Raw genomic sequence first — 14,659 nt, forward strand, 5'->3', positions numbered from 1 at the left:
GCAGGGGCCGGTCGCGCGGGGCGGGCGGGATCGGCGCCTCCGGCGCCTCGGCGGCCTCCTCCGGCAGCCGCGCGGCCAGCCGCGCCACGGTCCGGGCGTCGAGCAGCTCCCGGAGCGACAGTTCCACGCCCAGCTCCGCCCGGAGCCGGGACAGCAGCCGCACGCCGAGGATGGAGTCGCCGCCCAGCCCGAGGAAGTCGTCCTCGACGCCCACGGTGTCCACCGGCAGCACCTCGGTCCAGACCTGGACGAGAGCGGCCTCGGCGGGGGTGCGCGGGGCGATGTGGCGGGAGTGCCCTTCCGCGGTGGCGGACGGGGCGGGCAGCGCCTGCCGGTCGATCTTGCGGTGCGGGGTGAGGGGGAACGCGTCCAGCACGACGTACGCGGACGGCACCATGTGCGCGGGCAGCAGCCGGGCGACCGCGGCCCGCAGCTCCGCGGCCCGGGGCGGCGTGGCCCCGCCGGTGGGCACCACATAGCCGACCAGCCGCTTCAGCCCGGGCTCATCCTCCCGGACGGTGACGACGGCGGCCCGGACGTCCGGGTGGCGGGCCAGCGCGGCCTCCACCTCGCCCAGTTCGATGCGGAAGCCGCGCACCTTGACCTGGTGGTCGGTCCGGCCGAGGAACTCCACCTCGCCGTCGGTGTTCCAGCGGGCCAGGTCACCGGTGCGGTACATCCGGGCGCCGGGCGGCCCGAAGGGCACCGCGACGAAGCGCTCCGCGGTCAGCCCCGGGCGGTCGAGATAGCCCCGCGCCACTCCCGCGCCGCTGATGTACAGCTCCCCGGTGGCGCCCACCGGCACCGGCCGCATCGCCTCGTCCAGCACGTACACCCGGGTGTTGGGCAGCGGACGGCCGATCGGCGGGTTGCCGGAGCCCGCCTCCAAGGCGTCCGTCCAGGTGGCCACGACGGTGGCCTCGGTCGGGCCGTAGGAGTTGACCATCCGCCGGCCCGGCGCCCACAGGTCCACCAGATCGACGGGGCACGCCTCCGCCCCCACGATCAGGGTGCGGAACTCCGGCAGCCCCTCGTGGACCTCCTCCGCGGGCACCGTCGCCAGGGCCGCCGGGGGGATCAGGGCGTGGGTCACCCGGTGTTCCCGCAGCACGGTGGCCAGTTCGGCGCCCAGCAGGGGGCCCTCCGGGGGCACCACGAGCGCCGCCCCGGCGAGCAGGGAGGAGCACAGCTCCAGTACGGAGGCGTCGAAACTCGGCGAGGAGAACTGGAGCACCCGGTCGCCCGGCCGCACCTGGTAGTGGTCGGCGGTGGCGGCCGCGAAGTTGCCCAGTCCGGTGTGCGGCACCATCACGCCCTTGGGCACACCGGTGGAGCCGGAGGTGTAGATGACGTACGCCGGGTGCTCCGGCAGCAGCGGCGCGAGCCGGTCCGCGTCGCCGGGCGTGTGCTCGGGGCCGGTCACGGCCCGGATGTGCTCCGGATCGTCGAGGACCACCACCGGCCGCGCGTCGGCCAGCATCATGGCCCGGCGCTCCTCGGGGTGCGCGGGGTCCACGGGCAGGAACGCGGCCCCGGCCTTGGCCACCGCCAGCTCGGCCACCACCAGTTCGGCCGAGCGCGGCAGGACCAGTGCCACCACGCGCTCGGGGCCCACACCGCGCCCGATGAGGTGGTGGGCCAGCCGGTTCGCCCAGGCGTCGACCTCACCGAACGACCACGTCCGGTCCCCGGCCACCAGCGCCGCGGCTCGCGGGGTACGGGCCGCCCAGGACGCGAACAGCTCACCCAGCGGTACGCGGGAGACGGCGCGTGACGTGGCGTTCCACGCCGCGGGAGGCAGACCCGGGGGGTCCTCGGACGAGGACGCCGAACCCGATGCGTTGTCGTAGTGGTCCATCATGTCGGTGCGGCCCTTCAGAGCGGTTGAAAGGGTGGAACTCGGGTGATGAGGCGCCGCGCGCGGCCGTGGCAAAGCGGGGGAGACGGCCGCGGTGGGGAGTGTGCGGTGGGGAACCTCGAACCTCAGACCAAGACGCTCTTGCGGGCCATCCGGCCCGAGAGCTGAATGCGGTCGACCGTGCCGGTGCGCGGGTCGCGCACGAAACGGCCACCGGGGATCCGGCGCCCGGAGGACGGATCCACCAGGTCGCAGGTCAGGTCCTCGTGACAGACCAGTGGCGCGGGGACGTCACCGTCCACGGACAGGGCGAGGGTGCCGCTGTCGCTCATCGTCACCTGGTACTCGATGTCGCCGTTGAGATAGGTCCCGGTGCACTGCGCCGTCGCGGCCATGGGGGTGGCCGCCGGGCGTGGCCGGGCCGGGGTCCCGGGGACCGGGATGCCGGTGAACTCCTCCAGCTCGGCGCTCAGTTCGTGCCACATGTCGGCGCCGCTGTTGGAGTTGCTGGTAAAGGCGACCACGGTGCCGGTGTGCGGGTCGGCCCGCAGATAGCAGGACGTGCCCTGGGCGTTCCCGTCGTGCCCGAACCAGGTCGTCTCTCCCTGCTCGAAGAGCGCGAACCCCAGCCCCCAGCCGTCGGCGAGGACACCGGGGTCGGCACCGGGCACCGGCCGCCGCATCTCCTCCGCCAGCTCCGGCGGCAGCAGCCCGCCCGGCCCGTCATGGGTGTGGGCCAGGGCCAGCGCCACCAGGTCCGGCGCGCTCGCCATCAGGGCACCGGCCGCGGCCTCCGCCGGGGCGAGGTTCTGCCGCACCGGCCGGGTCCGGCCCGACGCCTTGTTGGCCGAGTGGCCGCGCGCCGCCTGCCGCTCGGGCGTACCGGGCGCGCCGATGAACGACGGCACGGTGCCCAGCGGGTCCAGCAGGATGGACCGTACGGCGTCCTGCCAGCTCATCCCGGTGACCGTCTCGATCAGCCGGCCCGCCGCGACATAGCCCGCGTTGGAGTACGAGAAGTCGGTCCCCGGCTCCATCACCAGCGTGCCGTCGGCGCAGTGGGCCTGGAGATAGCGCGCGGTGGTCAGCGCGGCGACATGGTCGGAGTCGGGCCCGGACGCGAGCCCGGCGGTGTGGCTGAGCACCTGTCGTACGGTGCACGGCGGCCCGGCCCGCCGCAGCTCCGGCACATGGTCGCCGAGCTGGTCGTCCAGCTCCACGTCGCCGTCCGCGACGAGGAGCATGACGACGGTGGCGGTGTAGCACTTGGTGAGGGAGCCGATGGGCACCGCCGTCCCGGCGGTGAACGGCTCCCCGGTTATGGAGTCCAGCACCCCGGTGTGCATGGCGCGGGTGGTTCCGCCGCTGTGCACGGCGAGTTGGGCTCCGGGCACCTGATGGGCCCGCGCCAGGGCGTGGAGGCGGTCCTCGAGGCGGTGGGGCGCCGTGGGCCGCCGCTTGTCTCCGGACGTATCCATGGGCCGGTGTAACACTGTGCACTCCTTGCCGCGAAGGGTGGGGACGGAAAACGGATCGGGGCGGTCACGGCAGCCGACTCGTGGCCGTGACGTCCCGGGGGACGATCCGGAAGCTCTGCCAGTGCGTGGGCATCGGGTCCTGGTCCTCGTCCCGGGGCACGTGGTGGTAGTCGACGCTGACCCAGGCGACCGGGTCGGTGACCTTCTCACTGTTGGTGTACTTGTCCACCGAGGCGGCGCAGCCCTTCGCGGTGTTGCCGTAGGCCAGCCGCTCGCACGCCCGGTACTGCGAGAAGTACACGTCGTGGTGCGTGAACTTCTCGGTGTCGCCCGGGCCCCGGTACTGATCGCTGTCGCCGTTGTCGATCTCCCACGACATGGGGTGGCCGTCGTCGTTCTCGGCCGCCGGGTTCACCACCCGCCAGAAGCGGGCGGGCGCCAGGTCCGCCCCGGTCTCCTTGGACAGCTCGGTGCGCTTCATGGTGCGCTTGGCGGTGCCGCTGCCCTCGAAGTCGTACTGCTCGACGACGTTCTTCGACTGGCCGTTCACATCGAAGTCCAGCCGCCAGAAGATGTTGTGCGAGTGGTTCTCGCTGAACCGCTGGGAGCCCACCCCCGTCGGCCACCCGCTGGTCGCGTCGGAGAACGCGAACGGCGAGAGGGATCCGGTGGCGCCCGCGCGCGGGGTGATGGCACCGTCGTCGGAGAAGTGCCACTCCATGATGTAGTCGTACCAGCCGATCTCGGACACCGAGAACACGGTCAGATCGGTCCCGTGCCGCACGCTCTTCTCCACCGCGCTCTTGTACGCGAACGGCCGCGGCTGCTCCTGACTGCACATCACGGGCGTGTCCCGGTAGTTCCCGAGCTTGCCGGTGGGGCAGTCGTCCTTCGACAGCTTGGTGAGCGTGCCCTGTTCGAGGTCGCCGAGGCCGATGGACGACACGTCGTAGAAGCGCGGCTGGCCGCTGTCGTAGGGCACGTGCACCTCGGCGATCGACGCGCTCTTCAGGACGCGCGTCGGGGTACCCCGGTTGGGGGTGTACGTCACATCGCTCAGCTCCACACCCGTCTGGCGGTCGATGTTCCAGCACATCTGCCAGCGGGCGCCGTTCTTGAGCGTCTGGTCGATGCGGTTGGCCTTGGGGCAGTCGGGAGCCGCCGGGGCCTTCCGGGGAGCGGCGGACGCGGGACCCGGCACCCACAGCGTCAGCAGACCCACCACGGCCAGGAGCACACGGGCACGCCGAAACGAACTGAACACGAACTGAGCTCCCCTCACAGGCCGATGACGGCGGTGCGCCCGGCCGAGAGATCGATGACGATCCTGCTGGTGTCGATCCACTTGCCGCCCGGAATGCGCACGAAGAGCTGGACGCACCGGTGGGCGCCGCACTGCGACACCTGCTCGGCGCCCTTCACGCCCTCGGCACGGGACCCGAGGAACGACATGCCCTGGACCAGCAGTTGGGAGGGCGAGGTCAGCCGCTTCTTCGTCTCCGCCCGGTAGGAGGCGCGCATCCCGTCACCGAGACGGCGGTCGGCCAGGATGACCTTCACCGCCTGCCGGACCTCGGCCGGCGTGGGCGGCGGCTGGACCTCCTGCTGGCGGGTCGAGCGGACGACCTTGCCGGAGCGCAGATCGACGAGCCGGGTGATCAGGCTGTCGGAGGCGTAGTCGTACAGCTGGACCTCGGCCTCGCTGTCGGGGGTGGAAGCGGCCGCCGACTTGGCGCGCGCCGGACGCCGGGTGTCCAGCACCTCGGCGCCCGCACCGCCCGCGGCGTTCTTCTCCCCGCCGTCGTTCTTCTTGCCCTGGGTGTCCTTCTTCTCGCCCCGCTGTCCGTCTTCGGTCCCGACGGCGATCCGGGACGCCTCCCGGGTCTCCTTCGACGTCAGCGGCCCGGTGTGCGAGGCGACGTTCGCCGCGGGCGCCGAGCGGCCGCCGGGCGCGGGTGATCCGGTCGCCTGCAACGCCACGATCCCCCCGCCGGTCAGCACCGCCGCCAGGCCCACGGCCGCGGACACGCGCCATCCACGCTTCCGGTGGCCCTTCGCGTCGGCCGTACCGTCCCCAGTGGCGTTGATTGTCATCACCCAGCCGTTCCCGTTGTCGGTCAAGTGAGCCCCGGGCAGGGCTCCGTGACAGCACCCGGCAGGCATCAAAGGGGTGTGACCGCTGGGGCGAGGGCCTTCTCAGGCGCCTCATCCGAGGGAATTGAGACGCTTCCTCACGCTTCCTACGCCCAGCGCGCGCATCCCCCCGGACTCTGCGCTGTCCACTGTCGGCTCACGTTTTCACCCCTCCGGGCGCTGTAACAGTCGCATTTGTAATGAAGGCACCGTGAGAAACGCATGTGCCGGTGGGCAGCATTTCGCCGAGTACCACGGTTTCAGGGGTGGGACGCGCGAGATCCGGGGAATGTTGTGGAGGGCCGAGGCGTCGCAAAGTATCGGTGTGCAAAGCCGGTTGGCGCCGTGTCTGCCATCATGCTCACATGAGTCATTCGATCACCATTCGATGTGACATCTGTGGCGCCACTTGTACATCCGACGCGACCGACACCGTGAGCGCGGCGCGAGCGGCGATGGTCCCGCTGAGCTGGGCCAGGACCCTCCGCGATGGCCAGGTGATCGATGTGTGCTCCGCGTGCCGCGTACGGGAAAAGGTGCCGGGGACGCTGGACCGGGAGGCCGGTTGTTCATGCGAGGGCGGCGAACTCTTCGACGTACTGGGACACGACAGATTCGGGCATCGGCTGGCCAACACCTTGCTGCGCGCCGGTGTCGACAGTGTCGAACGGTTGTCCAGTCTCTCCGCCCAGCAGTTACGCGATCTGGAGGGAATCGGAGCCGCGAGCGCGCGGCGCGCACTCAGCTGCCTCCGCTCCGAACCGGGCGGTTAGCGACTCCCTCGAACATTTCATCGGAACTGGAGTTCGGGGAGTGAGAAATCGGCCAAATGATCGATCCGTGCCTATGCCCATGACCCGTACACCGACCGCCGAGAGGTGAACGTGAACCCATTCCCCGCCCCCGCGTCCTCCACCACCCCCATGTACACCAGTCGCCGCCACCGCGCGCTGTGGGTCGTGGGCGTGGTGTTCACCGCCGGGCTGCTGGCGCCGCCCCTGTTCCTCGGCGCCGCCAGAAAGGGGATCGTGCGGCACGCCGTCCCCGCCGTCTACGCGGCGGTCGTCTACCCGGTCGCGCTGGGCAGGCAGTGGCTGCCCAACCCGGGCAACTGGATCTCATGGGCCCTGGCCGCGGCGGTCCTCACCGCGGCGACCCACGCCGCACTCCTGGCCACCGCCGATGAAGAAGCCGCAGCGTAGGCTGGCCGGATGCAGGAGCAGTACCGGACGGTCGCGCGCGAAGACGTGCACGAGGTCGAGATCAACAAGTCCCGCTTCCTCTGCACGCTCGCGCCCGCCGCGACCGAGCAGGAGGCCCAGGAGGTCATCCAGCGCGTCCGCAAGGAGCACCCCACCGCCAACCACAACTGCTACGCCTACGTCATCGGCGCCGACGGCGACGTACAGAAGGCGAGCGACGACGGCGAGCCGGGCGGCACCGCGGGCGTACCGATGCTCCAGATGCTGGTGCGCCGGGAGATGCGGTACGTGGTGGCCGTGGTCACCCGCTACTTCGGGGGCGTGAAGCTCGGCGCGGGCGGGCTGATCCGCGCGTACGGCGGAGCGGTCGGCGAGGCGCTGGACGCGCTGGGCACCGTCACCCGCCGCCGGTTCCGGCTGGCGACCGTCACCGTCGACCACCAGCGGGCCGGGAAGCTGGAGAACGACCTGCGCGCGACGGGCCGGGTGGTACGGGACGTCCGGTACGCGGAGGCGGTGACCATCGAGGTGGGGCTGCCCGAGGCGGACGTGGCGGCCTTCCGCGGCTGGCTCGCGGACGCCACCGCGGGGACGGCCGGACTGGAACTGGGCGGCGAGGCATACGAAGAGGCTCCCTGAGGCGCGACGCGACTGTGCGGACACGCCCCGGGGCCTGCCCCGGGCTCAGACCGGAGTCTGGGCGGTGGGCTCCGGGACGGGCTTGCGGCGCAGGTGCATTCTGGCCGGGCGTCCCGGGCCACCACCGGGCCGGGCCGGGGACCGCAGCCGGACGGCGGCGTCCAGCCCGCCGCCGGGTGCCGCGTTCAGCGTGGCCTCGCCGCCGCTGGCGTGGGCCAGCCGCTGGACCAGCGAGAGCCCGAGGCCGGTGCCGCCCTTGGGGGAGTCGGGGGCCCGCCAGAAGCGGTCGAAGGCACGGCGGCGCTGCTCCGCGGTCATGCCCGGACCCTGGTCGATGACGTGCACCTCGACCCAGGTGGGGCGGCCGTCCCGGTGCAGATGGCGGCGGTCCGGCGCCGGGTGGCGGACGTCGAGGGTGACGGTGCTGCCCAGCGGCGACGACCGCAGCGCGTTGGAGAGCAGGTTGTCCAGGATCTGTTCCACGGCGCCGGGCACCGCGAGGGCGTAGCCGACGGGGAGCCCGCGCAGGACGAGGTGGGCGTGGTGCTTCTGGAACAGCGGGGTCCAGGTGCGCAGCCGCTCCCTGCACAGCTCGTCCAGGTCGATCGGCTCCGGGGTCACGGCGCCCTCCTCCATCCGGGCCATCGCCAGCAGCCCTTCGACCATACGGGCCAGCCGGTCCGTCTCGGTCGTCGCGGCGACGAGCTGGGGGCGGGCGTGCTCGGGGACGTCGGATTCCACGTTGTCCAGGCGCAGCCGCAGCGCCGCGAGCGGCGTCTTGAGCTGGTGGGACGCCTCGGCCGCGAACGCGCGCTGGGCCTCCAGCAGATGGGCCAGCCGGGCGGCGGTCTGGTTGAAGGTGGCCGCCAGGCTGCGGACCTCGGGGGGTCCGGAGGTCGCCGGGGCGGGCGTGGGGGCCTTGCCGTCGGCCAGCCGGTGCGCGAAGCGCTCCAGCTCCACGATGGGGCGGCTGGTCCAGCGGGCGAAGACCAGGGACACCGCGGCGGCCCCGGTCAGGATCGCCAGCCCGGCCAGGGCCAGCAGCAGCCACGCCCGGTGCACCTTGGAGTGCACCGCGTCGGTGGGGACGGTGAGCCGGACCGCGCCCTGGAGCTGGTTTCCGTGCGAGACGGGCAGGGCGATCGAGAGATAGCTGACCCCGCCGATGGTGGAGGTCCGTACGTCGACCGCGTCACGGCCCCCCAGCGCCGCCGCGATCTCGGGCCGGGACGTGATGTCCCGCCCCTCCTCGGCGGCCAGCTGATGGGAGGTGGCGAGCACTCTGCCGTCGGCGGCCACGATGAGCACCTCGCCGCCGATGCGCTCGGCGCAGTGCTTGACCCGCGTCGGAAGTTCACGGTCCTGCCGGCCCGCCATGATGGACAGCGAGGCGTACGCGGACACCGACTCGGCCTCGTCCTCGGCCGCGGAGATGACCCGCTCCTTCTCGGAACGGCTGTAGATGTAGCCGAGCGGGATCTCGAAACACAGCAGAACCAGGACGGCGAGGCTCAGATAGCCGAGCAGCAGACGACGGGTCACGGCCGGGCGGCCTCCGGAACACCGGTGTGCACGGCGAGCCGGAAGCCGACGCCGCGCAGGGTCTGGATCCAGGCCGGGTCGCCGAGCTTGCGGCGCAGGGTGGCGATGTGCACGTCCAGGGTCTTGGTCGGCCCGTGGAAGTGCGGATCCCACACCCGGTCGAGGATCTGCTGACGCGAATACACGGCGCCGGGATCCTCGGTGAGCAGGGCCAGCAGCTCGAACTCCTTCGGGGTGAGGGCGACCGGGGTGCCGCCGACCCACACCTGCCGGGTCCTGCGGTCCACGATCAGCGGCTCCTGGCCCTCCAGCGTCTGGTGCTGGACGGGTGCCGGCGCCGGGGCGGGGGTGGGTTCCGGTTCGAAGACCGGTGGGGGAGGAGTGGCGGTGGGGGATGCCGCCGTGGGGACGGTGGGTGCGGTCTCGGTGCGCTGGGTGCGACGGGTGACGGCGCGGATGCGGGCGATCAGCTCCCGCATGCTGAATGGTTTCGCCAAATAGTCGTCCGCTCCCAGTTCCAGTCCGAGTACCCGGTCGGCCTCCTCACCGCGCGCGGTGAGCATGATGATGGGTACGTCGGAGACCTGCCGGATGCCGCGGCAGACGTCGATGCCGTCCATGTCCGGCAGTCCCAGGTCGAGCAGAACGATGTCCCCGTACGGCCCTTCCAGCCCGGCGGCACCCGTGCCGACATGACTGGCCGTCAGCCCGTATCGCCGTAACCCCTCCACGAGGGGCTCGGCGATCGTCTCGTCGTCCTCGATCAGCAGTGCTCGTACGGTCATGGGTCCTGTCTACCGCAGCGCCGGATCCGCGTCCCGGTTTTTGTAATGTTGCGAGTGCGGCCCCGAATATTGGCGAAGAACTTGCAATGCTCTAGTGTTCGTTTAGCCCTCGCCTGACACATGCCTCCTTACGGTGAATGGCATCTGGTAGCAATCACCCGTCAGGGAGGCACGATGCAGACTCTCCTCGAACACGCCCGCTCGTTCCGGAGCCGGGTCGATTTCGACAGCGGCGAATACCGGAAGCTTGCCGACGGGCAATCTCCACAGGCCCTCTTCATTACCTGCGCGGATTCCCGGGTGATTCCGGCGCTCATCACGGGGGCCCGGCCCGGTGAGATATTCGAGCTGCGCAACGCGGGAAACATCGTTCCGCCGCACGGTATGCACCTGGTCTCAGGCGAGGTCGCCACCATCGAATACGCGCTGGAGGTGCTGGGCGTCCAGGACGTCATCGTCTGCGGCCATTCGCACTGCGGCGCCATGGGAGCGCTGGCCTCCGGGGCGGATCTGTCCGGGATGCCCGGGGTCGGCGCGTGGCTCGACGTCGCCCGGCCCGGACTGACCCCGAGGCTCGGCTCCGCCGAAGAGGACCCGTGCCTCAAGGAATTGGCCCAGTTGAATGTCCGTAATCAGCTCGATGCGCTCAGGGAATACCCGGCCGCCCGGCGCCGATTGGAGAACGGCCAACTGCGGCTGCACGGCTGGTTCTACCAAGTCGACAGCGCCGAGTTGTGGGAACTCGAAGCGGACGGCGATTTCCGGGTGCACTCATGACGACAGGACGGCATGCACGAGGCCGGGCCCCCACGGAAACGGCCGGTCCCCCGATATACGTCGACGATTGGGCGGCCCAGAGCCCGGCCCCGGCCCACAGCCCGGCCCACGGTCCGGCGTACACCCCGGCCCACACGCCGGACGACAGAAGCGGGCCGGCTACGGAAACGTTCGACACAGTGAAAGGGATGGTTAAGACACCCGGTGGCGGGGCCGGTGCTGGCCCCGCCACCGGGGCGGAACCCGGCACCCGCACGGGCGCCGGAGCGGAGGACGGGACCGGAGGACGCGACGCCAAGGGGCTCTTTCCCAAGGGCGGCAAGACCGCCGGGGTCAACCTCGGCACCGAGATCAGCGCCTCGCTCGTGGTCTTCCTGGTGGCCCTGCCCCTGTGCATCGGCGTCGCCGTCGCCTCGGGCGCCCCCGCCGAACTCGGCATCATCACCGGCGTGATCGGCGGCCTCGTCGTCGGCATGACCCCGGGCAGCACCCTCCAGGTGAGCGGGCCCGCCGCCGGACTCGCCGCGCTCGTCGCCGAGACGGTGGAGGCGCAGGGCATCGCCATGCTCGGCGTGATCGTGCTGGGCGCCGGAATCCTCCAGATCGCGCTGGGGCTGATCCGCCTCGGCCGGATGTTCCAGGCCACCTCCGTCGCCGTCGTACAGGGCATGCTCGCCGGTATCGGCCTGCCGCTGATGGTCAGCCAGTCGTATCCGCTGGCCGACAACAAGGCCCCCGGCACGCCCATCGAGAACATGCTCGCCTTCCCCGGACTCGTCGCCGACACCCTGGCGAACCCCCAGGCGGCCATCGCCGCCGGGCTCGGCATCGCCACGGTCGTCCTCAGCTTCGTCTGGAAGAAGGTGCCGGGGCCCGTCAACAAGATCCCCGCCGCGCTGGTCGCCGTCGGCCTCGGCATCGGCATCGCCGCGCTCCCCGGCGTCGAGGTGAAGACGCTCCAGGTCGGCAATCTGCTGGCCGCCATCCAGGTCCCGGGCCCCGAGCAGTTCGCCGGGCTCGCCGACCCCGCGATCCTCACCGCCATCGTCACCTTCACCGTCATCGCCTCGGCGGAGAGCCTGTTCACGGCTGCCGCCGTCGACCGGATGCACGACGGCAAGCGCACCCAGTACAACAGCGAGCTGATCGCCCAGGGCGCCGGCAACACGATCTGCGGCATCCTCGGTTCGCTCCCCATGACCGCCGTCGTCGCGCGCAGCTCGGCCAACGTCCAGTCCGGCGCCAAGACCCGGCTCTCCCGCACGCTGCACGGCCTGTGGCTGCTCGCCTTCGCCCTGCTGCTGCCCAGCGTCCTCGCCCTGATCCCGATCTCGGTGCTGGCCGGTGTCCTCGTGCACAGCGGCTGGAAGCTGCTCGCCCCCGAGCAGTTCCCGAAGATGTGGCACCAGGACCGCGGCGAGTTCATCGTGATGACCCTCACCACGCTCGCCATCGTCGCCACCGCGCTGCTCGAAGGGGTGCTGATCGGGCTGGCGGCCGGAATCGTGCTGGCCGCGCTGCGGATGTCGCAGACCTCCGTCGAGCACACCATCGAGGGCGACACCGCCAAGGTCGTCATGAAGGGCAACGCCACCTTCCTGCGGCTGCCGAAGCTCATCGACGCGCTCGAAGCCGTCGGCGCCTCTGAGAAGGAGCGGATCCGGCTCGATCTGATGGGTGTCACCCACCTGGATCACGCCTGCCGCAACCAGGTCGAGGAGTTCGTCGCCCAGAAGCGGGCCACCCCCGGCGTGCGGGTGGAACTGCTGATGCCGAACGAACTGAACGCGCCGAAGGCGGCCAAGGAGCCCGCGCGGCAGCCGGAGGCAGCCGCGGCGACCGGCGCGTGGTCCGGCGACCCGTTCGGCGGGTCCCTGTCCAGCGGTCCGGAACCGATGGCCGACCCCTCCGCCGGTCCCGGCCCGACGGCCGAGTGGTACTACCTCGACCCCCGTCCGGTGAACGGCCACCACGACGGCTACGGCGACGGCCACAGCTACGGCGATGGCCACGGCTATAGCGACGGCTACGGCACGGGCTACCCCGAGGGCGTCGACCTCTTCGACGACCACCGGTGGGACGAGACACGCAGGTAACACAGGTACACACGGGTACAAAAGCGAGGTCCGTGCGGACCCGGGCACCGATCGCGGTTAACGTGGTCGGTGCCCGTAGCGCTGATCCGGTACGGGCGCGTTGCTGACCGAATGGGGCGGAGGAAGGACAAGCGTGCGGGTCGGAGTCGATCGTTGAGAATTCTGCACACCTCCGACTGGCACCTCGGACGGTCCTTCCACCGCGTCAGCCTGCTCGCGGCGCAGCGGGAGTTCCTCGACCACCTCGTCGCGACCGTCCGGGAGCGGGAGGTGGACGCCGTCCTCGTCGCGGGGGACGTCTACGACCGGGCCGTACCGCCGCTGGCCGCCGTCGAGCTGTTCGACGACGCCCTGCACCGGCTCGCCGACCTCGGCGTACCGACCGTCATGATCTCCGGCAACCATGACTCGCCCCGGCGGCTGGGCGTCGGCGCCGGGCTCATCGAGCGGGCCGGGATCCATCTGCGCACCGACCCCGCCGGGTGCGGCATCCCCGTCGTCCTCGCCGACCGCCACGGCGACGTGGCCTTCTACGGCCTGCCGTACCTCGAACCCGGCCTGGTGCGCGAGACGTTGGGCGCGCCCGCCGCCGGACACCCGGCGGTCCTCGGCGCCGCCATGGACCGGGTGCGCGCCGACCTCGCCACCCGGCCGCCCGGCACCCGGTCCGTCGTCCTCGCGCACGCCTTCGTCACCGGTGGCGCGGTCAGCGACAGCGAACGGGACATCACCGTCGGCGGAGTCGCCTCCGTCCCCGCCGACGTCTTCGACGGCGTCGACTACGTGGCGCTCGGGCATCTGCACGGCTGTCAGACCCTCACCGAGCGGATCCGCTACTCGGGCTCGCCGCTCGCGTACTCCTTCTCCGAGGCCGCGCACCGCAAGTCCATGTGGCTCGTGGAACTGGGCGCTGACGGCGGCCTCTCCGCCGCCGAGCGCGTCGACTGCCCCGTACCGCGCCCGCTGGCCCGCCTCCGGGGGCGGCTGGAGGACCTGCTCGCCGACCCGGACCTCGCCCGGCACGAGACGGCGTGGGTCGAGGCGACGCTGACCGACCCGGTGCGGCCGTACGAGCCGATGGCCCGGCTCGCGGCGCGCTTCCCGCACGTCCTCAGCCTGGTCTTCGACCCGGAGCGGCCCCCCGACGACCCGCTGGCGTCCTACGCGCAGCGGCTGCGCGGCCGCACCGACCGGGAGATCGCCGAGGACTTCGTCGCCCACGTACGGGGCGGGCGGGGCCCGGACGCGGGGGAGTCCGTGCTGCTCGGCGACGCCCTCGAAGCCGTCAGGACGTCAGGGGAGGACCCGCGATGAGGCTCCACCGGCTGACCGTCACCGCCTTCGGCCCCTTCGGCGCCACCCAGCACGTCGACTTCGACGAGCTGTCGGCCGCCGGGCTCTTCCTGCTGCACGGGCCCACCGGCGCGGGCAAGACGTCCGTCCTCGACGCCGTCTGCTACGGCCTGTACGGGCAGGTGCCCGGCGCCCGGCAGGGCAGCGGGCTCTCCCTGCGCAGCGACCACGCCGACCCGCTGACCCCGACCGAGGTCGTCCTCGAACTCACCGTCGGCGGACGGCGCTTGGAGATCACCCGGCGGCCCGAGCAGCCCCGTCCCAAGAAGCGCGGCACCGGGGTGACGAAGGAGAAGGCGCAGAGCCTGCTGCGCGCCTACGACGCCGACTCCCGCACCTGGAAGGCGCTCAGCCGCTCGCACCAGGAGATCGGCGCCGAGATCGAACAGCTGCTGGGCATGAGCCGGGATCAGTTCTGCCAGGTGGTGCTGTTGCCGCAGGGCGACTTCGCCCGCTTCCTCCGCGCGGACGAACCGGCGCGGGCCAAGCTGCTGGGCAGGCTCTTCGACACCAGCCGCTTCGCCGCCGTCGAGGAGCGGCTCGCCGAGCAGCGGCGGGCCGCCGAGAAGCGCGTCATCGGCGGTGACGAACGGCTCCTCGCGCTCGCCCACCGCATGGCCCAGGCCGCGGGCCGCTCCGCCGAACTGGACGCGCACCCGCTGCCGGAGGCAGCCGCCGGGGAACCCGGCCTGGCCGACGCCGTCCTGGAGTGGGCCGCCCTCGCCCGCGCGGGGGCCCGCGAACGCCGGGACATCGCGGCGTCGGCGCTGCGCGGCGCCGAAGCCGTGCACGAGGC

Annotated in this window: 13 protein-coding genes; 7 read left to right on the forward strand and 6 right to left on the reverse strand. The window is 71.9% G+C overall.

What is annotated here, in order from left to right:
- From EEJ42_RS42030 to EEJ42_RS42045, 4 genes are all read right to left on the reverse strand, one after another.
- On the reverse strand, positions 1-1,861 hold a 1,861-nt coding region (locus tag EEJ42_RS42030; RefSeq protein ID WP_123107407.1), incomplete at its 3' end, for an amino acid adenylation domain-containing protein.
- A gap of 122 nt (positions 1,862-1,983) precedes the next feature.
- On the reverse strand, positions 1,984-3,336 hold the full coding sequence (locus EEJ42_RS42035; protein WP_123107408.1) for a serine hydrolase domain-containing protein: 1,353 nt from the start codon (positions 3,334-3,336) through the stop codon (positions 1,984-1,986).
- Positions 3,337-3,400: 64 nt separating this feature from the next.
- A complete protein-coding gene (locus EEJ42_RS53495) occupies positions 3,401-4,600 on the reverse strand; it encodes a copper amine oxidase (protein WP_123107409.1) in 1,200 nt (399 codons plus the stop codon).
- A 14-nt stretch (positions 4,601-4,614) separates the two neighbouring features.
- Complete coding sequence (locus tag EEJ42_RS42045; protein ID WP_148082206.1) at positions 4,615-5,364, reverse strand: hypothetical protein; 750 nt, start codon at positions 5,362-5,364, stop codon at positions 4,615-4,617.
- A gap of 539 nt (positions 5,365-5,903) precedes the next feature.
- Here EEJ42_RS42045 and EEJ42_RS42050 point away from each other — a divergent pair.
- The 3 genes from EEJ42_RS42050 to EEJ42_RS42060 all read left to right on the forward strand — a co-directional run bounded on the left by EEJ42_RS42050 (position 5,904) and on the right by EEJ42_RS42060 (position 7,310).
- Positions 5,904-6,242: a helix-hairpin-helix domain-containing protein gene (locus EEJ42_RS42050; protein WP_184503526.1), complete on the forward strand. Its 339-nt coding sequence runs from the start codon at positions 5,904-5,906 to the stop codon at positions 6,240-6,242.
- Positions 6,243-6,353: 111 nt separating this feature from the next.
- Complete coding sequence (locus EEJ42_RS42055; protein WP_246097712.1) at positions 6,354-6,671, forward strand: hypothetical protein; 318 nt, start codon at positions 6,354-6,356, stop codon at positions 6,669-6,671.
- A gap of 9 nt (positions 6,672-6,680) precedes the next feature.
- Positions 6,681-7,310, forward strand: a complete 630-nt coding sequence (locus EEJ42_RS42060; protein ID WP_123107412.1) for a YigZ family protein — start codon at positions 6,681-6,683, stop codon at positions 7,308-7,310.
- 45 nt (positions 7,311-7,355) lie between these two features.
- Here the strand turns inward: EEJ42_RS42060 and EEJ42_RS42065 are convergent, their stop codons facing one another.
- Both EEJ42_RS42065 and EEJ42_RS42070 read right to left on the reverse strand, forming a co-directional pair.
- Positions 7,356-8,852, reverse strand: a complete 1,497-nt coding sequence (locus EEJ42_RS42065; RefSeq protein WP_123107413.1) for a sensor histidine kinase — start codon at positions 8,850-8,852, stop codon at positions 7,356-7,358.
- Positions 8,849-9,637 carry a response regulator transcription factor gene (locus EEJ42_RS42070; protein ID WP_123107414.1) on the reverse strand — a complete coding sequence of 263 codons (789 nt, stop codon included), beginning with the start codon at positions 9,635-9,637 and terminating at the stop codon, positions 8,849-8,851. Before EEJ42_RS42070 ends, EEJ42_RS42065 begins: the two co-directional genes overlap by 4 nt.
- Before the next feature lie 174 nt (positions 9,638-9,811).
- Here EEJ42_RS42070 and EEJ42_RS42075 point away from each other — a divergent pair, with 174 nt between their 5' ends.
- The 4 genes from EEJ42_RS42075 to EEJ42_RS42090 form a co-directional block, all read left to right on the forward strand.
- Positions 9,812-10,414 (forward strand): carbonic anhydrase, encoded by a 603-nt coding sequence (locus tag EEJ42_RS42075; RefSeq protein ID WP_123107415.1) that lies wholly within the window; start codon positions 9,812-9,814, stop codon positions 10,412-10,414.
- A 188-nt stretch (positions 10,415-10,602) separates the two neighbouring features.
- Positions 10,603-12,510 (forward strand): SulP family inorganic anion transporter, encoded by a 1,908-nt coding sequence (locus EEJ42_RS42080; protein WP_246097713.1) that lies wholly within the window; start codon positions 10,603-10,605, stop codon positions 12,508-12,510.
- Between the two features lie 153 nt (positions 12,511-12,663).
- Complete coding sequence (locus tag EEJ42_RS42085) at positions 12,664-13,824, forward strand: exonuclease SbcCD subunit D (protein WP_123107416.1); 1,161 nt, start codon at positions 12,664-12,666, stop codon at positions 13,822-13,824.
- Positions 13,821-14,659 (forward strand): AAA family ATPase (locus tag EEJ42_RS42090; RefSeq protein WP_148082207.1); only part of this gene is annotated, 839 nt, incomplete at its 3' end. The genes EEJ42_RS42085 and EEJ42_RS42090, both read left to right, overlap by 4 nt.

Origin of the sequence: Streptomyces botrytidirepellens, assembly GCF_003721215.1 — a bacterium.
Taxonomy (GTDB): Bacteria; Actinomycetota; Actinomycetes; order Streptomycetales; family Streptomycetaceae; genus Streptomyces; species Streptomyces himastatinicus.